General features: G+C 73.7%; 15 protein-coding genes. 7 read left to right on the forward strand and 8 right to left on the reverse strand.

Going from position 1 to position 20,762, the window contains the following annotated elements; all coding sequences use genetic code 11:
- Window positions 1–86 precede the first annotated feature (86 nt).
- From GSY65_RS29945 to GSY65_RS29955, 3 genes are all read right to left on the reverse strand, one after another.
- Window positions 87–1,673, reverse strand: coding sequence for a hypothetical protein (locus tag GSY65_RS29945; RefSeq protein ID WP_159776524.1), 1,587 nt, complete (start codon window positions 1,671–1,673; stop codon window positions 87–89).
- A gap of 428 nt (window positions 1,674–2,101) precedes the next feature.
- Entirely contained in the window at window positions 2,102–3,214 is a 1,113-nt protein-coding gene (locus GSY65_RS29950) for a sensor histidine kinase (RefSeq protein ID WP_236580115.1), read from the reverse strand.
- The gene (locus GSY65_RS29955) at window positions 3,204–3,938 is read right to left on the reverse strand and encodes a response regulator transcription factor (protein ID WP_159774481.1); all 735 of its coding nucleotides are present in this window, start codon (window positions 3,936–3,938) and stop codon (window positions 3,204–3,206) included. Before GSY65_RS29955 ends, GSY65_RS29950 begins: the two co-directional genes overlap by 11 nt.
- A 95-nt stretch (window positions 3,939–4,033) precedes the next feature.
- Here GSY65_RS29955 and GSY65_RS29960 point away from each other — a divergent pair, with 95 nt between their 5' ends.
- The 3 genes from GSY65_RS29960 to GSY65_RS29970 are packed head-to-tail and all read left to right on the forward strand — an operon-like array spanning window position 4,034 to window position 6,254.
- Window positions 4,034–4,810: a glycosyltransferase family 2 protein gene (locus tag GSY65_RS29960; RefSeq protein ID WP_443043265.1), complete on the forward strand. Its 777-nt coding sequence runs from the start codon at window positions 4,034–4,036 to the stop codon at window positions 4,808–4,810.
- Window positions 4,807–5,454 (forward strand): TIGR04282 family arsenosugar biosynthesis glycosyltransferase, encoded by a 648-nt coding sequence (locus GSY65_RS29965; RefSeq protein ID WP_159774485.1) that lies wholly within the window; start codon window positions 4,807–4,809, stop codon window positions 5,452–5,454. The genes GSY65_RS29960 and GSY65_RS29965 overlap by 4 nt, the downstream gene beginning before the upstream one ends.
- Complete coding sequence (locus tag GSY65_RS29970) at window positions 5,451–6,254, forward strand: class I SAM-dependent methyltransferase (RefSeq protein ID WP_443043266.1); 804 nt, start codon at window positions 5,451–5,453, stop codon at window positions 6,252–6,254. Before GSY65_RS29965 ends, GSY65_RS29970 begins: the two co-directional genes overlap by 4 nt.
- 332 nt (window positions 6,255–6,586) lie before the next feature.
- Here GSY65_RS29970 and GSY65_RS29975 read toward each other — a convergent pair whose 3' ends face one another.
- Complete coding sequence (locus tag GSY65_RS29975; protein WP_201452715.1) at window positions 6,587–7,759, reverse strand: magnesium and cobalt transport protein CorA; 1,173 nt, start codon at window positions 7,757–7,759, stop codon at window positions 6,587–6,589.
- 144 nt (window positions 7,760–7,903) lie between these two features.
- On the opposite strand from GSY65_RS29975, the gene GSY65_RS29980 reads away from it, so the two are divergent.
- A complete protein-coding gene (locus tag GSY65_RS29980) occupies window positions 7,904–9,037 on the forward strand; it encodes a winged helix DNA-binding domain-containing protein (RefSeq protein ID WP_159774487.1) in 1,134 nt (377 codons plus the stop codon).
- Window positions 9,038–9,129: 92 nt separating this feature from the next.
- On the opposite strand, the gene GSY65_RS29985 is transcribed toward GSY65_RS29980, so the two are convergent.
- The 3 genes from GSY65_RS29985 to GSY65_RS29995 all read right to left on the reverse strand — a co-directional run bounded on the left by GSY65_RS29985 (window position 9,130) and on the right by GSY65_RS29995 (window position 14,030).
- Complete coding sequence (locus GSY65_RS29985) at window positions 9,130–9,594, reverse strand: trypsin-like serine protease (RefSeq protein WP_443043267.1); 465 nt, start codon at window positions 9,592–9,594, stop codon at window positions 9,130–9,132.
- A 371-nt stretch (window positions 9,595–9,965) separates the two neighbouring features.
- Entirely contained in the window at window positions 9,966–12,827 is a 2,862-nt protein-coding gene (locus GSY65_RS29990; protein ID WP_159774489.1) for a helix-turn-helix transcriptional regulator, read from the reverse strand.
- A gap of 369 nt (window positions 12,828–13,196) precedes the next feature.
- On the reverse strand, window positions 13,197–14,030 hold the full coding sequence (locus GSY65_RS29995; protein WP_159774491.1) for a helix-turn-helix transcriptional regulator: 834 nt from the start codon (window positions 14,028–14,030) through the stop codon (window positions 13,197–13,199).
- Between the two features lie 155 nt (window positions 14,031–14,185).
- Here GSY65_RS29995 and GSY65_RS30000 point away from each other — a divergent pair, with 155 nt between their 5' ends.
- Both GSY65_RS30000 and GSY65_RS30005 read left to right on the forward strand, forming a co-directional pair.
- The gene (locus tag GSY65_RS30000; RefSeq protein ID WP_159774493.1) at window positions 14,186–15,865 is read left to right on the forward strand and encodes an AMP-binding protein; all 1,680 of its coding nucleotides are present in this window, start codon (window positions 14,186–14,188) and stop codon (window positions 15,863–15,865) included.
- On the forward strand, window positions 15,862–17,472 hold the full coding sequence (locus tag GSY65_RS30005) for an AMP-binding protein (protein WP_159774495.1): 1,611 nt from the start codon (window positions 15,862–15,864) through the stop codon (window positions 17,470–17,472). The genes GSY65_RS30000 and GSY65_RS30005 overlap by 4 nt, the downstream gene beginning before the upstream one ends.
- 99 nt (window positions 17,473–17,571) lie before the next feature.
- On the opposite strand, the gene GSY65_RS30010 is transcribed toward GSY65_RS30005, so the two are convergent.
- Entirely contained in the window at window positions 17,572–18,285 is a 714-nt protein-coding gene (locus GSY65_RS30010; RefSeq protein ID WP_201452716.1) for a hypothetical protein, read from the reverse strand.
- Window positions 18,286–18,546: 261 nt separating this feature from the next.
- Between GSY65_RS30010 and gcl the strand changes: the two genes are divergently transcribed.
- Window positions 18,547–20,331 carry a glyoxylate carboligase gene (gene gcl / locus GSY65_RS30015; protein ID WP_159774497.1) on the forward strand — a complete coding sequence of 595 codons (1,785 nt, stop codon included), beginning with the start codon at window positions 18,547–18,549 and terminating at the stop codon, window positions 20,329–20,331.
- The last annotated feature ends 431 nt before the right edge of the window (window positions 20,332–20,762 follow it).

Consider the following 20,762-nt stretch of genomic DNA (forward strand, 5'->3'; position numbering starts at 1 on the left):
CGGCCCCGGCAGGAGGACCCCTGGTCCACCGCGCCCCGCGTCCCCGGCCGCCGTACGCCGAGCCGGGCGCCGGGCGGCCGGGGCCCTCACCAGCCGGTGAGGAGCAGATGGTTGAGGAGCAGCGCGAGTACGGCCTGAGCGGCCAGCCAGGTGCGGGGCCGGGGGAGAAGGGCTCCCGCCGCGAGCAGCCACGCCGCGAAGGGCAGCCAGATCCGTTCGGTCTCCGCCTTGCTCATCCCCGACAGGTCGGCGACGAGGAGCGCGAGGATGGCGAGGAACACCAGCAGGGCCAGGCGGGCTTCGGGGGTGTGCGACGACGTGTTCCGGACGGACGACGAGGACGCGCGTCCGGGGACCGGCCGGAGCCGCCCCCGCTCCGGCACCAGTGCCGCGGCAGGTGACGTCTGCCCGTCGAGGAGCGGCGTTTGGTGTGTGCTCCCGGCGTGCCGGGCGCACGTCCTCGTACGGGATGTACTCGGGCTTGTGCCCGGTGCGGCGAGAGTGCGTGCCGGGCGTCGCGACGGGGCGAACGTTGCCCGTCGCGGCACCAGTACCGCCGCGGCCCGCCGCAGCCCCGCCACCGTGGCCGGACCCACCACCAGCACGGTGCAGGCGAGGTTCGCCCACACCCAGTAGCCGTAGGGCCGGAACCCGCCCGCCCCTTGGTAGTAGCGTTCGACGAGCAGGTGGTACGCCTCCCACCAGTCGAAGCCCGCGAGCATGAACGCCAGCGGAACGACGGCCGCCCCCGCACACAGGAAGGGCAACGCCCTGAGCCTGTTCCGCCCGAGGACGAGGACGCCCGTCCCGATGACCGCGAACAGCGTGAGCCCGTACGACAGATAGCAGGTCAGGCCGAACAGCAGGCCCGCGCCCAGCGCGGCGGCCCTCGACCGGCGGGTCGAGCGTGCCGTCACCGCCAGGGCGACGAGGGCCGTGAACCACGCCGCGACGGCCGCGAAGTAACCGTCGGCCGACGTTCCCATCCACACCGCGGCCGGCGCGAGTACCAGGAACGGCGCCGCCCGGCGGGCCAGGGCCTCGCCGGCCAGGGCCCGCGCGGTGACGAGGACGGCGACCGCCGCGGTCGCCCCGACGGTGATGACCCACACCCCCGCCCAGGTGCCCCCGCCCAGCCCGATCCGGTCGAGGAGGACGAAGGTGAGGGTCGCGCCCGGGGGGTGTCCGGCGACGTGCGGGGGCCAGTGGTCGGGGGAGTGGAGCAGGATGTGGTTCGTGAAGTCCCGCAGGGTCGCGGGGATGTCGTGGAAGCGGTCGATGACCTGGAGGTACTCGTAGCGGGTGGTCAGCCGTCGGGCGATGCCCCGGTGCCAGCCGTCGACGAGGGCCAGGGAGAACGTCCACGCCGTGGCGGTGGCCCAGGAGGCGAGGAGCAGGGCGCGCCAGGGCAGGCGCGCGGCGACGGCGGGGCCGTGGACGACGACGACCACCGCGACGGCGAGCGCGGCCGGGGTGCCGGGGCCGACGTGGGGAAGCCAGTCGGCGTACAGGGGCGGCCAGCCGACGTGGAGGACGTCCTTCGACCGCTTGATGGCGACACCGACCAGCGCGGCCGTCAGCACGAGCACTGCGGCGCCCGCGACGGCGTACAGGTCGCGGCGGAGGTCGCGGCCGGGTTCGCGGCGCGGGCCGGTCCTGGTGTCGCCGCGCAGGTCACTGCGGAGATCACGGTTCACACGGGAACGGTAAGCCGGAGAGCGCCCGCCGGGGCCGGGCCGGCCGCGTACGTCAGGGTTTCGTCATCTTTCGCGGGCGGACGGGCGGACGGGCGGACGGGCGGACGGGCGGACGGGCGGACGGGCGGACGGGGGGTCCGGCCCGGCGACGTCCGCCACGTCACGGCCACCTCACGCCGTCCCCCGCTGCGCGTGCGTGGCGGCACCCCAGCGGGCCGGACCGGCGTGGGGCCGGATCAGCCGGATCCGCGCAGGGAGAGATCGGTGTGGGCCGACGCCGAGTCGCAGGCCCGCCGCGCGCGGCACGCGGCACGCGGCGCGCGGCGAAAGGACCGGCCGGGGCTTCCCGGCCGGTCCGCTGCCTCGGCTTCCTTCCGTACGAGCGCGGCTCGTTCGCTCCCCCCTCAGACCGCCGCGGGCAGATGCACCTCGAACCGGCAGCCGCCCGGCACGTTGGACACGGCCGCGTGCCCTCGGTGGGCCTCGACGATGCCGCGCACGATGGCCAGGCCCAGTCCGGCTCCGGCGGGCGGGGTCCGGGCATCGGTGCCGCGCCAGCCCGTGTCGAACACCCGGGGCAGGTCCTCGGGGGCGATGCCGCCGCAGCCGTCGGTCACCGCCAGCACGACACGGTCCGCCTCCCGACGGGCGGAGATCGCCACGGTGCCGTCGGCCGGAGTGCGGCGGATGGCGTTGACGAGCAGGTTGACCAGGACGCGGGACATCTCGCGGCCGTCCACCTCGACGGGCACCTGCTCCACCCCGGCGCCCACCAGGCGCACGCCGTGTTCCCGGGCCAGGGCGTCGGCACCCGCGATGGCGTCGCCGACCAGGTCGTAGACCGACATGCGGGTCGTACTCAGGGCGAGCACGCCGGCCTGGATGCGGGACAGTTCGAAGAGGTCGCTGACCATCTCGCTCATCCGCCCGACCTCGGTCCGGATGCGGCCGTGGTAGACGTGCGGGTTGTCGACCATGCCGTCCTCCAGGGCCTCGGTCATCGCCTGCAGCCCGGCCAGCGGAGTGCGCAGGTCGTGGGAGATCCAGGCCACCAGCTCACGACGGGACGCCTCCAGCGCCTGCTCCCGCTCCCGGGACGCCGCCAGCCTGGCGCTGGTCGCGGCCAGCTGACGGCTCAGCTCGGCGAGTTCCGCGGTGAGCGCGGTGGTGGGCGGGACGAAGCTGCCGTCGTCACCGAGAGCACGGGTGGCCTCCGCGAGGGCCCGGCTTCCCCGGACGACACTGCGGCCCAGCAGCAGGGCGACCGCGAAGGAGACGACGGCGGCCATGACGCAGACCATCGTCACCACCCACAGGTCGTGCTCCGACAGGAACATCGCCCAGGACACCAGCATCGTCCCGGCCAGCATCGCGGCGACCGTGACGGCCGCGACGACGGCCAGCGACAGGGCGACCGACCGGTCGCGGAGCAGCCGCAGCGCCGCCGCGCCGGTCAGCCCGGCGGCTGCCGCGCCGACAGCCGCGTACAGGGCGATGAGCAGAGTGTCACCGATCACCGTCGGCTCCTCTCCCGTGCGGGCCGTCCGACGGGGGAGGGTCGAAGCGGTACCCGACACCCCAGACGGTGTTGATGAGGCAGGGCCGGGCAGGGTCGTCCTCGACCTTCTCCCGGAGCCGCCGGACGTGCACCGTCACGGTCGACAGGTCGCCGAACTCCCAGCCCCAGACCTGCCGCATGAGTTCCTCACGGCTCGTCGCCCGGCCCGGGTGCCGCAGGAAGAACTCCAGCAGATCGAACTCCCGTGTGGTCAGCGCGAGTTCGGTACCGCTGCGGGTGGCGCGTCGTGCGGTGGGGTCCAGGGCGAGCGGACCGCTGCGCAGCCGGGGCGCCGAGGGCTCGGTCCGGGTGGCGGCCAGGCTGCCGGCGCGGCGGAGCACCGACTCCACGCGCAGCACCAGTTCGCGCGGGCTGAAGGGCTTGGTGACATAGTCGTCCGCTCCGACCTCCAGGCCGAGGATACGATCCTCCTCGTCCCCGCGCGCGGTCAGCATGATCACCGGCAGCGGTCCGTGCGCGCGTATCCGGCGGCAGACCTCCAGCCCGTCCATTCCGGGCAGCATCAGGTCCAGCACCACCAGGTCGGGTGACCGGGCGGCGGCCGTCGCCACGCCGGTCGGCCCGTCGGCGGCGACGTCGACGGCGAAGCCCGCCCGGTGCAGGTACCCCGCGACGACCTCGGAGACGGTGGGATCGTCGTCCACGACAAGTACGCGTTTCACACGACCGAGTCTCGCACCGGCGTCCCCTCGCCCGGGGAGGGCGGCCGCGGACGTCAGCGATCCGTAAGGAACGGCGATGTCAGTGATCCGTAAGGATGTCACGTCCCTTTTGTCCGCTCGGTGTTCGTAGGCTCGGTGGGGTGACCGAGACAACCCCTCCTTCCGTGGATGTCGTGCTGCCCTGCCTCGACGAGGCCGAAGCGCTGCCCTGGGTGCTGCACCGGATCCCGCCCGGCTGGCGCGCGATCGTCGTCGACAACGGCTCCACCGACGGTTCTCCCGACATCGCCCGTGCCCACGGGGCGTCCGTGGTGCACGAGCCGCGGCGCGGCTTCGGCGCGGCCTGTCACGCCGGGCTGTCCGCCGCCACGGCCGACGTGGTCTGCTTCTGCGACTGCGACGCCTCCCTCGACCCTCGCCTGTTGCCGGTCGTCGCCGGACCCGTCCTCGACGGCTCCGCCGACCTGGTGCTGGGCCGGCGCCGGCCCACCGCGCTCGGCGCCTGGCCCCTGCACGCCCGGCTCGCCAACGTCGAACTGGCCCGGCTGGTCCGCCGCCGTACCGGGCTGCGCCTGCGCGACCTGGGCCCGATGCGCGCGGCCCGCCGAGAGGCGCTGCTGGGGCTGGGCCTGAGCGACCGGCGCTCCGGCTACCCGCTGCAGATGGTGGTGCGTGCCGCCGACGCCGGCTGGCGCGTACGGGAGACGGACGTGCCGTACCACCCGCGCGCGGGCCGCTCGAAGGTCACCGGTACCTGGCGGGGCACCTGGCAGGCGGTCCGTGACATGCGTGCCGTTCTCGCCGAACCGCCGACCGCCGCCGACCGGCACTCCACCGGCCCGGACGCCCGGGTCGCGGGGGGCGCGCGATGACCGCCGTCACTGCGGCGCCCACCGTGCTGATCATCGCCAAGGAACCGGTGCCCGGCCGCGTCAAGACCCGGCTCACGCCGCCCTACACGCCCCACGAGGCGTCGGCCCTCGCCGAAGCCGCCCTCGCCGACACCCTCCGCACCGCGCTGCGGGTTCCGGCCCGGCGCCGGGTGCTCGTCCTCGACGGAACACCGGGCCCCTGGCTGCCGCCGGGCTTCGACGTCGTCCCGCAGGTGGCCGGAGGGCTGGACGAGCGGATCGCGGGCGCCTTCGCCGTCTGCGACGACGGGCCCGCCCTGCTGGTCGGCATGGACACCCCGCAGCTCACGGCCGACATGCTGGCGCTGGTCGGCGGGGGCGGCCACGACGCATGGTTCGGTCCGGCCGTCGACGGCGGCTTCTGGGCCCTCGGCCTCGCCGACCCCTCCGAGGCCGGCCCTCTCGTCCGGGGCGTCCCGATGTCCACCCACCGCACCGGCGCGATCCAGCGGCGCAGACTCGTCGAGGCGGGTCTGACGGTCCGTGACCTGCCGCTGCTGCGGGACGTCGACACCGCCTCCGACGCCGCCTCGGTGGCCCGTGTGTGTCCTTCCGGATCGGCCTTCGCCACCGTCCTGCACTCCCTCGCGGAGGTGGCCCGGTGAGCGGCGCCCTCGGCACGGACACCGCCGTAGAGCCGCACGGACGAAGCGACCCGGCGTTCCCGCCGCAGACCGGCGCCCCGCTGCCCGGCCGCCTCATCGTGCCCCCGCCGTCCGCCGACCGGTTCGCTACGTCCACGGCGCCGGGCGAGCCCTGGACGGACGACCCCTACACACAGGCCCTGCGCGCGGGGCGCGGCCCCCTGTACCTGCGCCGCCTGGGACCGCGCGCCCACGGGGAGGCAGAGCTGATTCCGCTGGAGGTGGAGCGCTGGTGCGCCGCCCCGGACGCCGCCGACACCGACGTACTGGGCCGTTGCGCGGGCCCCGTCCTCGATGTCGGCTGTGGACCGGGCCGCCTGGTGGCCGCCCTGTCCTCCCGCGGGGTCACCGCCCTCGGCGTGGACGTCAGCCCCGCCGCCGTGGCCCGAACCCGGCACCACGGCGGAACCGCCCTGCGCCGCTCCGTCTTCGACCGACTGCCCGGTGAGGGCCGCTGGGGCACCGTCCTCCTGATGGACGGCAACGTCGGCATCGGGGGCGACCCCTCGGCGCTGCTCGCCCGCCTGCACGACGTCGTCCGCCCCGGTGGCCGTCTCCTGGCCGAGGCGGCCGACGACGACGTGGACCAGCGACTCACCGTCCGCGTGGAGGACGCCCACGGCCACCACGGCCGCCCCTTCCCCTGGGCCCGGGTCGGCGCGACCGCCCTGCTCCGCGCGGCCGACACCGCCGGCTGGATCCTCACCGGCCGTTGGCGCGCCGACAGCCGTTCCTTCGTGGAACTCCACCGTGCCACGTGACCCGGACGTGTTCGCGGCGCCCCGTACGGCCTGACGGCCGAGCAGGTGGCCGTGGCCCTGCAGGTTGAGCGCCGACGACATGGTCGGCAGGTGCGGCGCTCTGGCCTCTGAAGTCATAGGGAATCGGCGGCCGGTTCTCCTCTTGACCCAGTTCATTGGCGCTGGCACACCTGGCCCAGTGACACTCTCGTCGTGGACTTCGGGAAGGCGCATCCGTCAGCACGGTAACGATCGCAGGCATGGCTCCAGGCTGCCGGCGTGCAGGGCGCCTGCGGGGACGGGTGGTGTTCTCACGGCTGACGAAAGGTCGTACTGAGCTCGGCAGGACGCACTCAGAGCCAGTCCCGCCGCTTGAAGATGACGTACAGACTCGTGCACACCACCCCCATCAGGGCGATCGCGAACGGGTATCCGAACACCCAGTGCAGCTCCGGCATGTGCGTGAAGTTCATGCCGTAGACCGTCCCGACCAGTGTCGGGGCGAAGAGGATCGCCGCCCACGAGGAGATCTTCTTGATCTCCTCGTTCTGTTCGAAGCCCGCCTCCGCCAGGGCCCGCATCTCCGCGTTCTGCTGCTGGGTCACCAGCGTCGCGTTCACCGTGAGGATGTCCGTGAGGGCCTGGCGGAAGCCGTCGACGCGTTCGCTGGTGTGGGTGACGTGGTCGGCGACGTCCCGGAGGTAGCTCTGGAGTTCGTCGTCGGTCTCGTACTTGGTGAAACCGGCCATGAGCCCGTGCAGCATCCCGACCAGCGGGCGGGTGGCGCGCTGGAACTCGACGACCTCGCGGGAGAGTTCGTAGATGCGGCGGGACACCTCCGGGTCGCCCCGGAACACCTCGGTCTCGATCTCGTCGATGTCGTTCTGCACGCCGGCGACGACCGGCACGTAGTCGTCCACCACCGCGTCGAGGATGGCGTACAGCACCGCCTCCGGGCCCAGCCTCAGCAGTTCCGGTGCCTCCTCCATGCGGCGGCGCACCGCCGAAAGGTCCGGCGCCGCGCCATGGCGGACCGTGATGACGAAGTCCGGGCCCACGAACACGTGCAGCTCGCCGAAGTCGACCTCCTCGGAGGCGTCGAGATAGCGGGCCGCGCGCAGCACGACGAAGAGGGTGTCGCCGTAGCGCTCCAGCTTGGGACGCTGATGCGCCTCCATCGCGTCCTCGACGGCGAGCGGGTGGAGGTCGAACTCCGAGGCCAGCGACAGCAGTTCCCCCTCGGTGGGGCGGGCCAGCCCGATCCACGCCATGCCCGCGGGAGCCTCCCGCAGCGCGCGGTAGGTCTCGGCGAGGGTCGCGGGTGCCGCGACGCGTACGCCGTCCTCGTACAGGACCGCCCGCACGACACTGGCGGCCCGGTCCGGCCGCTCCTGCCGCTCCGGTTCCGCCGGCCCGGGGCGGGGCGCCGGGGGTCGGCCCGCCGGCGGTGCGGGCGGGGTCAGCGCGCGGCGCCAGGCCGGTCCCCTGGTGCTCTTCGAGGCTGGGCGGGCACGTCGTTCGGCCATCGGTTCGCCTCCGGAGTCGCACATCTGTCTATGTGATCTTCGAGCAGGATATCCGGGGCAAACCGTGTGCCGGGCCCCGGCGTTCCGATACCGCTGGGGCGTCGAGGACAGAACCTGTCCGCAAGGGTCGTTAGCGTGTGGCCCATGACGAAGAAGCCGACCTCGACCGCACCCCTGCTCGGCACCCGCGCCCTCAACCGCGCCACCCTCGCCCGGCAGCTGCTGCTGCGCCGTGCCCCCGTCGCCGAGCTGCCGGTGAGCCGTGCCGTCGAGCAGCTGCTCGGGCTCCAGGCGCAGAACGTCAAACCGCCGTACTACGCCCTCGCCGCCCGGCTGGAGGGCTTCGCCCCCGAGCAGCTGTCGGCGCTGATGGCGGAGCGCGCCGTCGTCCGGATCGTCACGATGCGCTCCACCATCCACACCCACACCGCCGAGGACTGCCTCACCCTGCGGCCCCTCGTACAGCCCGCCCGCGAACGGGAACTGCACCAGTTCCGCGCGGGCCTCGTCGGCGTCGACCTCGACCGGCTCACCGCCCTCGCGCGGGAGCTGGTGGAGGACGAGCCCCGCACCCTCAAGCAGCTGCGCGAGGCCCTGCTCGTCGAGTGGCCCGACGCCGATCCGTTCGCCCTCGGCGTCGCCGCCCGCTGCCGGCTGCCGCTGGTCCAGGTCACCCCGCGCGGGCTGTGGGGCCGGAGCGGCCAGGTCGCGCTGACCACCGCCGAGCACTGGCTGGGTCGCCCCGCCGCACCCGCCCCGGCGCCCGAGACCGTCGTACGCCGCTATCTCGCCGCGTTCGGGCCCGCCTCCGTCAAGGACATGCAGACCTGGGCCGGGCTCACCCGCCTGCGCGCCGCGTTCGAACGGCTGCGCCCGGAGCTGATCACCTTCCGCGACGAGAACGGCGTCGAACTCTTCGACCTGCCCGACGCGCCCCGCCCCGACCCGCGGACCCCGGCCCCGCCCCGTCTGCTGCCCGAGTTCGACAACCTGCTCCTCTCGCACGCCGACCGCTCCCGCGTCGTCCCGCCCGACCTCAAGGGCCGCAGCTGGCAGGGCAATCAGGCGTACCGCACCTTCCTCGTCGACGGGTTCCTCGCGGGGATCTGGACGTTCGACGGGCCCGCCCTCGTCCTGGAGCCCTTCGTCCGTCTCACCGCGGAGCAGCGGACCGACCTCGTCGCGGAGGCCGAGCGCACCCTGCGGACACTGCCCGGCGCAGCCGACGACACCGGCGGCGACGCGTACGACATCCGCTTCGACACCGTCGCGAACTGAGCCGACCGGGGACGTGGAGAGGGGGCGCTGCGAACCGCTCGTGGCAGGTTCGCAACGCCCCCTGGCATCACCTGAGGACGTGCCTCAGGAGCTCATGGGCCGGCCTGCTCCGCTCCGGGGCCGCCCTGCGCGGCCACTGTGCCGGAGGAGGTGGTCAGCCGGGTGCGGACACCGGGGTACCGCGCGTCGGCGCAGCCGTGACACCAAGAAGTCATACCTGCCAGGACGCCCCAGATCATCAGGGAACCGCCGCTGTCGCCCTGGCAGGTGTCCAGGCCGCCGGACCTGTGACCGGCGCACACCATGTCGCTCGCCCCGAGGGCGGAGCCGCGGGAACCGGACCCACCGCGGTCCGCAGGGTGCCGCCGCGCAACGGGCGCTGCGAGGCGCTCGTGATCCGCGTGACGTACGGGCACGCGCTCGGGGTGGTGGTCGTACCCCCCATGACGGCCCGAGGAACGGTGCCCGCACCGGGAGCGGTCGGCAGGGCGACCGCGAAGGCCGCGGCGGTCGCCGCGGCGGCGACGATCGTCTTCCTGGCGGTCGAACCCGAACATGGGTCTCCTCGTGGGGGAGGGAGCTGCCGGTGGGGGACACGTGGGTGGGGGGCGGAGTACGGAGACCCGCGGGTACCGCCCCCGCCCGGGGGAGCCGAGCGGGGACGGTGGGCCGGTCCTTGTGCCCTGGCGTGCGGCACGGCGCCCAACGTATGACCCCGCGTGAACGGGCCCCAATGGGGGATCCCCCTAAGGGAGTTGGGGAGGGAAAACCCTCGATGACCCGGGCCCCGGTGTGAGCCTAGGCTGGAGCCGGAAGGACCCTGGCCGGTGGCAGGCCGGAGCCCCGCCTGGGCAGGGGCGCGCCAGGGTCGACGTGAAACCTTCGCACACGGGTCCCCGGGAGGGGTCGTCCACCGGTCCCGGGGAGGTCAGTTCGTACGGTGTCCCGCCGCCAGTCGCACGATGTCCACCCGCGACCGGATTCCCAGCTTCCGGTAGACGCGGGTGAGTGTCGCCTCGACCGTCTTCACGCTGATGTACAGCTTCCCGGCGATCTCCCGGTTGGTGGCGCCCTCCATCACCAGCTCGGCGACCTGCCGTTCCGTCGCCGCGAGCCCGGCGAGGGCGTCCAGCGCCGACGGGGCGATCGCGGGCTGCGGCACGGGCGCCGGGGCGGCCGCGACCTGCTCGACCTGACGCAGCCACGGCAGGGCACGGCAGCGGCGGAACAGCCGGGCCGCCTCGTCGTACGCGGCGGGACCGGGCACGGGGGCCACCCCTGGCCGCGCAGGGACACCGAGGGACTGGGGCATGGCCCGCAGACGCGCCAGGGCGTACGAGGCCCGCGCCTCCTCCAGTCCGCAGCCCAGCCTGGCCAGCCGGTCCTGAGCCGAGGTCAACTGCCGCACGGCGGCGTCGTGGTCACCCTGCGCCGCCCGCACGAGGGCCTCGGCCCGGTCCAGGACGGCGAGGATGCTCTCGCGGCCCAGGCGCATCGCCCGCTGCCGGGTGACGTCGATGACGTCCTGCGCCTCGGCGATCTCCCCGACCCGCACCAGGGCCTCGGCGAGATCGGCCTGCCAGCGGCCACGGGCCGGGTCGGTGACCCCGAGCCCCTCCTCCAACTCCCGCACCCGGCGCAGCGACCGCACGGTGCCGGCCGCGTCCCCGGCCACCAACTGGGCGTGGCCGAGCGCGCCCAGGGCACGCGAGAGGTACATCAGGTCGCCGTCCTGCTCGGCGTGCTCGGCGGCCTCCCGGGCCAGTGCCTGCGCCCGTTCCACGTCGCCGCCGGCGGCCTCGGCGAGCGAGGTGAGCATGGCGGAGGCGCCCTCGCCGATACCGGAGTCGCGGGCGAGCCCGTAGCCCTCGCGGGCGAGGTCGAGGGCCCGGCCGCAGTGCCCGGTGCGCAGTTCGATCTCGGCGAGGAAGCGCACGTAGTGCACCTCGCTCTCGACCATGCCGCGACGCCGCACCTCGCGCAGCAGCGCGGTGGCCGTGGCCCGGGCGTCGCCGAACTGGTCGCTCATCATCAGCCAGCGGAAGCGGGTCGCGCCCGCGCCGTTGTGGTGGCAGGCCAGCTTCGGGTCCTGCGGTTCCTTCAGCGCCTTCTTGATCGTCGCGGGCGCGTCCGGGTGCCCCATCAACGTCTCGACCTGCGCCTGGTGGGCGAGCGCGAGCAGCTCGGTGCGCCGGTCCCCGGCCCGCGCGGCCAGTTCCGCGGAGCACGCGGCCTCCGCGCGGCCCGCCGCGAAGTCGCCGTCGATGACCAGCGCCCGCCAGGCCAGCTGGTAGTGGACCAGGGCGAGCAGCCGGGGGTCGTCGCCCGCGTCGGCGAGGGCCTGCGGGTACACGGCGTCGACCTCGGCGATCGACTGGCCGGCCGCCTCGATCACCACCATCCAGGCGCGGACGCGCTCGGCGGGCTCGGTGGCCCGGCCCAGCACCTCGCGGGCGATGTCCCGGGCGAGGTCGTTCTCGCCGGCGGTCAGCGCGTCCTCAGCGGCCTGGAGCCGCCGCTCGTCCGACGACGGCGCCGCGTCGGCGGGGGTGTGCCGGGCCGCGAGCAGCCCCAACTCGGCGGCGACCGAGGGCGCGCCCCGGTCCCGGGCCACCGCGGCGGCCTCGCCGAGCCGGGCGGCGACCTGCGGATCGGCGCCGGTGGTGGACAGGGCCAGATGCCGGGCCCGCTCGATGGGATCGACGGCGGCCGTGGACAGCGCGGCGTGGGCGGCCCGCCGCTCCTGGGCGGTGGCCTCCGCGTACAGCGCGGCCGAGACCAGGGGGTGTGCGAAGCGCACGCCGGGGCTCTCCCGCTCCGGTGCCAGCAGGCCCAGCTCGACGGCCCGCGCGGTCTCCGCCTCGGCATCCTCCCGCCCGGCGGCGCGCAGGAGCGCCAGGGTGGGCCGGGCACCGGCGCTGGCGACGAGCAGGGTGCGCCGGGCCTCCGCCGGGAGCATGTCCAGCCGGTTCAGCACGAGGGTCCGCAGCGAGGTCGGCACCGGCAGCGGCTCCCCGGGACGGGGCGGGGTGGGGCTGTCGGCGAGGGCCCGGCCCAGCTCCAGCGCGAACAGGGGGTTGCCGCCGCTGGTGCGGTGGATGTCCCGCACGGTGGAGCGGGGCAGACCGGTGTAGCCGCGGTTCTCCAGCAGCTCGGCGACGTGGGCCCGGGACAGCGGTGTGACCCGGAGGGCCAGGGTGTCCGGCGGGGACGCGCGTAGATACCTGTCCTGCTCGTGGCCCTGGGGGTCCGTCGAGGTGCGGACCGCGCACAGCATGCGCACCGGCATCTCGCCCAGGCGGCGGGCGGCGAAGCCGAGCAGCTCGACACTGGCCGGATCCAGCCACTGCAGGTCGTCCGCGACGATCAGGACGGGGCCCTTGGCGGCCAGGGCGCGCAGCGCCGACAGGACGGCGAGGCGCAGGGCCAGGCCGTCACGCTGGAGGGTGGACTCGCCACGTCCGGTGAGCGCGGACTCCAGCGCGGTGCGCTGGGGGGCGGGCAGCTGGTCGGAGACCTCGTCGACGACGAGGCCCAGCAGATCGGTCAGGGCGAGGAACGGCAGGTGAGACTCGGACTCGGTGGCCGAGCACCGCAGGACGGTGCGGGCCGTGGTGTCGTATTCAGCGGCCAGCGCGCGCAGGACGGTCGATTTCCCGATACCTGCCGAGCCGTGCACGAGGACGCTGCCGCCGCGCGCGAGCTGCTCCCGCGCCGCGGTGAACAGCTCCTCCCTGCCTATGACCAGGTCGGGGCGGGGTCTCCCAGGCTCCTTGAAGTCCCGATGCACGGGCCACCGCTCCCCTCTGTGTGTGTCCGGGCCAATATTAGGCAACCAGTCCTTGAATTTCGGAACGCAGCGTGGTGAGGGAAATAACAGGAAGGGTACGGCATAAGGAATTTCACACGCCCGAAACATGAATCCCGAGCCGTCGCCCGGCCCGTCCCTCACCGCCCGTCCCTGACTGCCCGGCCGGTCCCTCACGGCTCGGCCCGTCCCTGATCGCGTGCGGACCGACGTACGCCGCCCATGAACGACCCGGTTCGGCCCGGCAAGGGCCGGCAGCGGCTTCCGTCCGCCCGTGCGGGCCGACGGCGGACGCCGCTCCCGCACGCATCCTCCCTCGGTCCCGGCGCGTGGCGGGCGCCCGGCGGAGTCCTACGGCAGCAGCCCCGCCCGGCGGGCCGCCACCACCGCCTCCAGGCGGGTGTGGGCCTCCAGCTTGCGCATGGCGGAGCGCAGGTAGCCCTTGACCGTCTCGGGGCGCAGACCGAGGCGGCCGGCGGTGGCCGCGTTGGTCGCGCCGAGCGCCACGCAGGACAGCACGTCCAGCTCGCGGGGGGTGAGGGCGACCCGCGGACCGGGCTTCGGGGCGGCCGGGTCGGCGCCGGCGGTGTCCGCGGCGGCGGCACCGGCCAGCCGGCCGCACACCCGCAGGAGCTCCTGCCGCAGCTCCGGGTCGTCGATGCGCGGGGCCAGCGCGCGCAGCGCCACATGCGCCTCGCGGACCTCCTCCCACGCCCCCGGCGCCCCGTCCTCCGGGGGCCGGGCCGCCGCCAGCAGATCGCGGGCCTCGTCCCGCACCACCAGGGCCTGCTCCAGGTCCCGCGCGGCCTCCATGGCCGCCCCGACCGTGCGGTCGCCCAGCGGCTGGGGCGCGCGCAGGGCGCCGTACAGCACTCCGCGCACCTCGCGCCGTACGACGACGGGGACGGCGAGGACCGAGCGGATGCCCTCGGCGGCGACGGCGGCGTCGTACTCGTGGCTGATCTGCCGGGACGAGGAGTAGTCGGTCACCCAGCAGGGGCGGGCCAGCGCCACCGCCTTGCCGCCCAGCCCGTTCCCGGAGTGCACGGACAGCCCGCTGAGCGAGGTCGTCCGGTTGCCCTGGAGTTCGCTGATGCGCAGGTGCCCGGGGCCGAGTTCGACCAGCCCGGCGAAGGCCAGCGGCAGCCCGGTGACCAGCCGTAAACGGTTCAGCGCGGCGCGCATGTCCGCCGAACCGGATGACGCAGGATCGACGGAACCGAAGGAATCCACTGCCACGAACACGCCCTTTCCCCGCGGCGCACCCCCGTTCGGGGGTGGTGAGACGCGTATCACGCATTACACGATGTCAGGCGACGGTCCGGCAATGAGGAGGACACATGTCGGCGAGGACGAGCGCCACGGAGGAGTTCCGGGCGGCCAGGGACTTCCTGCTGGCCCACCGCGAGGACTACGACACGGCCTGCAAGGGCTTCAGGTGGCCGCGCCCCGACTTCTTCAACTGGGCCCTCGACTGGTTCGACGAGATCGCACGCGGGAACGACCGCACGGCCCTGCACATCGTCGAGGAGGACGGCACCGAGACCCGGCTGACCTTCGCCGAGATGTCCGAGCGCTCCTCCCGCGTCGCGAACTGGCTGCGCGCCCAGGGCGTACGGGCCGACCACCGCGTCCTCGTCATGCTCGGCAACCAGGTCGAGCTGTGGGAGACCGCCCTCGCCGCGATGAAGCTGCGCGCCGTCGTCATCCCCGCCACCCCGCTGCTCGGCCCCGCCGACCTGCGCGACCGCGTCGAGCGGGGCCGCGTCCGGCATGTGATCGCGCGGGCCGAGGACACCGCCAAGTTCGACGAGGTTCCCGGCCGCTACACCCGGATCGCGGTGGGCGGCGCCGCGGACGGCTGGCGGCCCTACGAGGACGCGGGCGACGCCCCCGCCGCCTTCACACCGGACGGCGAGACCAACGCCTCCGACCCGCTGATGCTGTACTTCACCTCGGGCACCACCGCCCAGCCGAAGCTGGTCGAGCACACCCATGTGTCGTACCCCGTGGGCCACTTGGCGACGATGTACTGGATCGGCCTGCAACCGGGCGACGTCCACCTCAACATCTCCTCGCCCGGCTGGGCCAAGCACGCCTGGTCCAACCTGTTCGCCCCGTGGAACGCGGAGGCCACCGTCTTCATCCACAACTACACCCGCTTCGACGCGGGCCGTCTGCTGTCGGAGATGGAACGCGCGGGCGTCACCAGCTTCTGCGCCCCGCCCACCGTGTGGCGGATGCTGATCCAGGCCGACCTCACCCAGCTGCGCACCCCGCCCCGCGAGGTCGTCGCCGCGGGCGAGCCGCTGAACCCCGAGGTCATCGAGCAGGTGCGGCGGGCCTGGGGGGTCACCATCCGGGACGGCTTCGGCCAGACCGAGACCGCCGTGCAGGTCTCCAACAGCCCCGGCCAGCAGCTGAAGACCGGCTCGATGGGCCGCCCCAGCCCCGGTTACAAGGTCGTCCTCCTCGACCCCGTCTCGGGTGCCCCCGACGTCGACGAGGGTGAGATCGCGCTCGACCTGTCCGACCGCCCCGTGGGCGTGATGACCGGCTACCACGGCGACCCCGACCGCACCGCGGAGGCCATGGCGGGCGGCTACTACCGCACCGGCGACATCGGCTCCCGCGACCAGGACGGCTACATCACCTACGTGGGCCGCGCCGACGACGTGTTCAAGGCGAGCGACTACAAGATCAGCCCGTTCGAGCTGGAGAGCGCCCTGCTGGAGCACGAGGCGGTGGCGGAGGCGGCCGTCGTGCCCGCGCCGGACGCGCTGCGGCTCGCCGTGCCGAAGGCGTACATCGTGCTGGCGGCGGGCTGGGAGCCGGGCCCGGACACCGCGAAGATCCTCTTCGAGCACTCCCGGTCCGTCCTCGCCCCGTACAAGCGCGTGCGGCGGCTGGAGTTCGCCGACCTGCCGAAGACCGTGTCGGGCAAGATCCGCCGGATCGAGCTGCGCGAGGCCACCGCCGAGGGCTCGGACGCCGAGTACCGCGAGGAGGACTTCCGGTGAGCGGGCGCGGCGGCCCGGCGGGCACGTCGTCGTACGCGCACGGCACGAGCGGCACGGCCCTCCTCGGCGACACGATCGGCGCCAACCTCGACCGCGCGGTGGCCGCCTGGCCGGAGCGCGAGGTGCTCGTCGACGTGCCGTCCGGGCGGCGCTGGACCTACGCCCGGTTCGCGGCGGACGTCGACCGGCTGGCGTACGGGATGGTCGCGAGCGGCGTCGCCAAGGGCGACCGGGTGGGGATCTGGGCGGTCAACTGCCCGGAGTGGGTGCTCGTCCAGTACGCCACCGCGCGCATCGGCGCGATCATGGTGAACATCAACCCGGCCTACCGCACCCACGAGGTCGAGTACGTCCTCAACCAGGCCGGTGTCTCGCTGCTGTTCGCCTCGCTCACCCACCGGACGAGTGACTACCGGGCGATGGTGGAGCAGGTGCGCGGGAACTGCCCGCGGCTGCGGGAGACCGTGTACATCGGCGACCCGGGCTGGGACGCGCTGATCGCACGGGGCACGCCCGTCGCGTTCGAGGAGCTGTCCTGCGACGACCCGATCAACATCCAGTACACGTCGGGCACCACGGGCTTCCCCAAGGGAGCGACCCTCTCCCACCACAACATCCTCAACAACGGCTACTTCGTGGGCGAGTCGATCGCCTACACCGAGCAGGACCGGGTGTGCGTGCCGGTCCCCTTCTACCACTGCTTCGGCATGGTCATGGGCAACCTGGCCGCCACCTCGCACGGCGCCTGCGTCGTCATCCCGGCCCCGTCCTTCGACCCGAGGGCCACCCTGGACGCCGTCCAGCGGGAGCGCTGCACGTCCCTGTACGGCGTGCCGACGATGTTCATCGCGGAGCTGAACCTCCCCGACTTCGCGTCGTACGACCTGTCGTCCCTGCGCACCGGCATCATGGCGGGCTCGCCCTGCCCGGTGGAGGTGATGAAGCGGGTCGTCGCCGACATGCACATGGCCGAGGTGTCGATCTGCTACGGCATGACCGAGACGTCGCCCGTCTCCACCCAGACCCGGCGCGACGACGACCTGGAGCACCGCACCGGCACCGTCGGCCGGGTCCTCCCGCACATCGAGGTGAAGATCGTCGACCCGGCCACCGGGGTCACCCTGCCGCGGGGCACGTCGGGCGAGCTGTGCACCCGCGGCTACAGCGTGATGCTCGGCTACTGGGAGGAGCCGGAGAAGACCGCCGAGGCCGTCGACGCGGGCCGGTGGATGCACACCGGGGATCTCGCGGTGATGCGTGAGGACGGGTACGTCGAGATCGTCGGCCGGATCAAGGACATGATCATCCGGGGCGGCGAGAACATCTACCCGCGGGAGATCGAGGAGTTCCTGTACGGCCACCCGGGGATCGCCGACGTCCAGGTGGTCGGCCTGCCGCACGAACGGTACGGCGAGGAGGTCCTCGCCTGCGTCATCCCCCGCGACCCCGAGCGGCCGCCCACGCTGGAGGAACTGCGGGCCTTCTGCGAGGGGCAGTTGGCGCACTACAAGATCCCGAGCGCGCTGCGCATCCTGGACTCCTTCCCGATGACGGTGTCGGGGAAGGTCCGCAAGATCGAACTGCGGGAGCGGTACGCGGCCGAGTAGGCGGCCTCCGGGGCCGGGCCCCGCGCCGGTGCTCGCGCGCGGGCCCGGACGGGGCCCGGCGTCCGGCGCCGCGTGCGGAACCGCCGCGGCTGCCGCCGGTCACCTCCCCGCGCCGGTCGCGACCAGCCCCACCGCCGCCGCGTTCACCGGCTGCGGGGTGCCCGTGAGGTCCAGGACGAACAGGGCGACGCCCAGGCCGTCGGCGCGGTCACGGGCGTCGTCCGTGTATCCGGCGAGCGAGAAGCAGACACCGTCGCAGGACGCGGCCATCGCGGTCAGCCACAGGCATTCGACGTCACGGGGCGAGGCCGGTTCGACCAGCGGATGCACCCGCACCACGACGCCCCGCGCGGCGAGCCCGATGCCGTGCGGCTGCCGCTGGTCGGCCCGGCGGATGTCCTGGTGGCCCAGCCAGCGCAGATAGCGGGCGACGGTGGTGACCGCGTCGCGCGCGGTGCGGATGGTGACGGGCCGGAACGCGGCACGTGACGCGGTGGGCTCCGCCACGGGCGGTTCGCCCGGGTCACCTCCCCCGGTGGTCGGCGGCCGGGCGGCGGAGATGACGGGCACGCGCAGCACGGTCCCGCAGGAGCAGCCCAGCTCCGGGTGGGGCCACTGGTCCGCGCGTCCACAGCTCCCGCAGCGGACGGTGACCCAGTCGCCCTCCCAGGTGCGGTGGGTGACGCGGGTGGGGGCGGCGCGCCGGTTCAGGGGCGGTGCGACCGGGGTGCCGCACGCGCAGGGGTAGGCGGGCGCGGCGTACTCGTGCTCCCGGCCGCATTCCGTGCATCGCACCGCCATGGTCCCGCTCATGTCCCACCCCACCACCGAGTTCACCGGGTCCCGTCGCACAGTCCCCTCATCGTCCTCCAGCCGGGGGCGGGCCGGCAGGGGAACACGACGACGGGCCCGGGAGATTCGGCGGTCCCGCCCTTGACTGCCTCCACCCCGGCTCCTACATTGCTTCCATATAGCAGAAACCAGTTTCCGAAATACGGAAAACGAGGCCAACGGAAGTGCTCGCGGCGGGGCGCGACGGGAGCGCGAGTCCGGCAGCTGAAGCAGGAGTACGCAATGGCTCGTATGACCGCTGCCCGCGCGGCAGTCGAGATCCTCAAGCGCGAGGGCGTCAGCGACGCGTTCGGGGTCCCCGGCGCCGCGATCAACCCCTTCTACGCCGCCCTGGAGGCAGCAGGCGGCATCCACCACACCCTCGCCCGGCACGTCGAGGGCGCCGCGCACATGGCCGAGGGCTACACCCGCACCCACGCCGGCAACATCGGGGTCTGCGTCGGCACCTCCGGGCCCGCCGGCACCGACATGATCACCGGGCTCTACTCCGCCACCGGGGACTCCGTCCCCATCCTCTGCGTCACCGGCCAGGCACCCACCGCCGTGATCCACAAGGAGGACTTCCAGGCGGTCGACATCGCCTCCATCGCCCGCCCGGTCACCAAGATGGCGGTGACCGTCCTGGAGGGGGCGCAGGTCCCGGGCGTCTTCCAGCAGGCGTTCCACCTGATGCGCTCCGGTCGCCCCGGACCGGTCCTCATCGACCTGCCGGTCGACGTGCAGCTCACCGAGATCGAGTTCGACCCCGACACGTACGAGCCGTTGCCCGTCTACAAGCCGGCCGCGACCCGCGCCCAGATCGAGAAGGCGATGGGGATGCTCAACGCCGCCGAGCGGCCGCTGATCGTCGCGGGCGGCGGCGTCATCAACGCCGACGCGAGCGCACTGCTCGTCGAGTTCGCCGAGGTGACCGGCGTGCCGGTCGTTCCCACCCTCATGGGCTGGGGCGTCCTGCCCGACGACCACGAGCTGAACGCCGGCATGGTCGGCCTGCAGACCTCGCACCGCTACGGCAACGCCACCTTCCTCGCCTCCGACTTCGTCCTCGGCATCGGCAACCGCTGGGCCAACCGGCACACCGGGCGGCTGGACGTCTACACGGCCGGGCGCACGTTCGTCCACGTCGACGTCGAACCCACCCAGATCGGCAGGATCTTCGCCCCCGACTACGGCATCGCCTCGGACGCCGGGGCCGCGCTGGACCTCTTCGTCCGGGTGGCGCGGGAGCTGAAGGCGGAGGGCCGGCTGCCCGACCGCTCCGCGTGGGCCGCCGAGACGCAGGACCGCAGGGCCCGCCTCCAGCGCCGTACGCACTTCGACGACGTCCCGATCAAGCCGCAGCGCGTCTACGAGGAGATGAACAGGGCCTTCGGCCCCGAGACCCGGTACGTCACCACCATCGGCCTCTCCCAGATCGCCGGCGCCCAACTGCTGCACGTCCACCGGCCGCGCCACTGGATCAACTGCGGCCAGGCGGGCCCGCTCGGCTGGACCGTCCCCGCCGCGCTCGGCGTCGCCAAGGCCGACCCGGAGGCGTCCGTCGTCGCCCTCTCCGGCGACTACGACTTCCAGTTCATGATCGAGGAGCTGGCCGTCGGGGCGCAGCACAGGATCCCGTACGTCCACGTGCTGGTGAACAACTCCTACCTGGGCCTCATCCGGCAGGCTCAGCGCGCCTTCGACATGGACTTCCAGGTCAACCTGGAGTTCGAGAACGTCAACTCGCCCGAGCTGGGCGGCTACGGCGTCGACCACGTCAAGGTCGCCGAGGGCCTCGGCTGCAAGGCGATCCGGGTGACCGACCCGGCCGACCTGGGAGCCGCCTTCGAGGAGGCGAAGAAGCTCGCGGCGGAGTACCGGGTGCCGGTGGTCGTCGAGGCGATCCTGGAACGGGTCACCGACATCGCGATGTCCACGACGAACGACATCGGCGCCGTCGTGGAGTTCGAGGAACTCGCGACCGAGCCGTGGCACGCGCCGACGTCGATCAGGACGCTGAAGGTCTGATCGGAGGGCTCGTCCCGAACGGGACGGGGGCCGTGCGCCGGTGTGGCCTCGCATGACGCGAGCCGCTTTGCCACACCGCCGCACGGTCCCCGCTTCCCCCGTGCCCCCCGTTTCCCCTGGTCCCGCGAACCCCCGTGTCCCCCGTTCGCGGAACCCGCGATCCCGCGGACCCCTCGGTCCCCCCCCGTGCCCGCGAGGGCGCGTTCCCCCGTACCCACGACGGAACTCTCTCCCCGTCGAGGCCCGCCGCCCCCGTGCCGGCGGGCCTCGTGTGTCGAGGATGTGCCCGCAGCCAGGGGTAGTTGAAGCCCTTCGACAGTGGTTCAGAGGTTGATTTGAGGGTTCCGTAGCCGCGCTACGCCCCCTTGCGTAGACAGTCGGGGACGGACGCGTCCGGGGGTGAGCATGGCGGAGTTCCTGGACCGCTTCCA

It is taken from the genome of Streptomyces sp. HM190 (assembly GCF_009857135.1).
Taxonomy (GTDB): domain Bacteria; phylum Actinomycetota; class Actinomycetes; order Streptomycetales; family Streptomycetaceae; genus Streptomyces; species Streptomyces heilongjiangensis.

What these genes read in the sequence shown, in the direction of transcription:
- GSY65_RS29960 (WP_443043265.1), top strand. Translation starts at nt 4,034, where the DNA reads ATGTCACGTCCCTTTTGTCCGCTCGGTGTTCGTAGGCTCGGTGGGGTG.
- GSY65_RS29965 (WP_159774485.1), top strand. Translation starts at nt 4,807, where the DNA reads ATGACCGCCGTCACTGCGGCGCCCACCGTGCTGATCATCGCCAAGGAA.
- GSY65_RS29975 (WP_201452715.1), bottom strand. Translation starts at nt 7,759, where the DNA reads ATGGCCGAACGACGTGCCCGCCCAGCCTCGAAGAGCACCAGGGGACCG.
- GSY65_RS29980 (WP_159774487.1), top strand. Translation starts at nt 7,904, where the DNA reads ATGACGAAGAAGCCGACCTCGACCGCACCCCTGCTCGGCACCCGCGCC.
- GSY65_RS29985 (WP_443043267.1), bottom strand. Translation starts at nt 9,594, where the DNA reads ATGTTCGGGTTCGACCGCCAGGAAGACGATCGTCGCCGCCGCGGCGAC.
- GSY65_RS29995 (WP_159774491.1), bottom strand. Translation starts at nt 14,030, where the DNA reads ATGCGCGCCGCGCTGAACCGTTTACGGCTGGTCACCGGGCTGCCGCTG.
- GSY65_RS30000 (WP_159774493.1), top strand. Translation starts at nt 14,186, where the DNA reads ATGTCGGCGAGGACGAGCGCCACGGAGGAGTTCCGGGCGGCCAGGGAC.
- GSY65_RS30010 (WP_201452716.1), bottom strand. Translation starts at nt 18,285, where the DNA reads ATGAGCGGGACCATGGCGGTGCGATGCACGGAATGCGGCCGGGAGCAC.
- gcl (WP_159774497.1), top strand. Translation starts at nt 18,547, where the DNA reads ATGGCTCGTATGACCGCTGCCCGCGCGGCAGTCGAGATCCTCAAGCGC.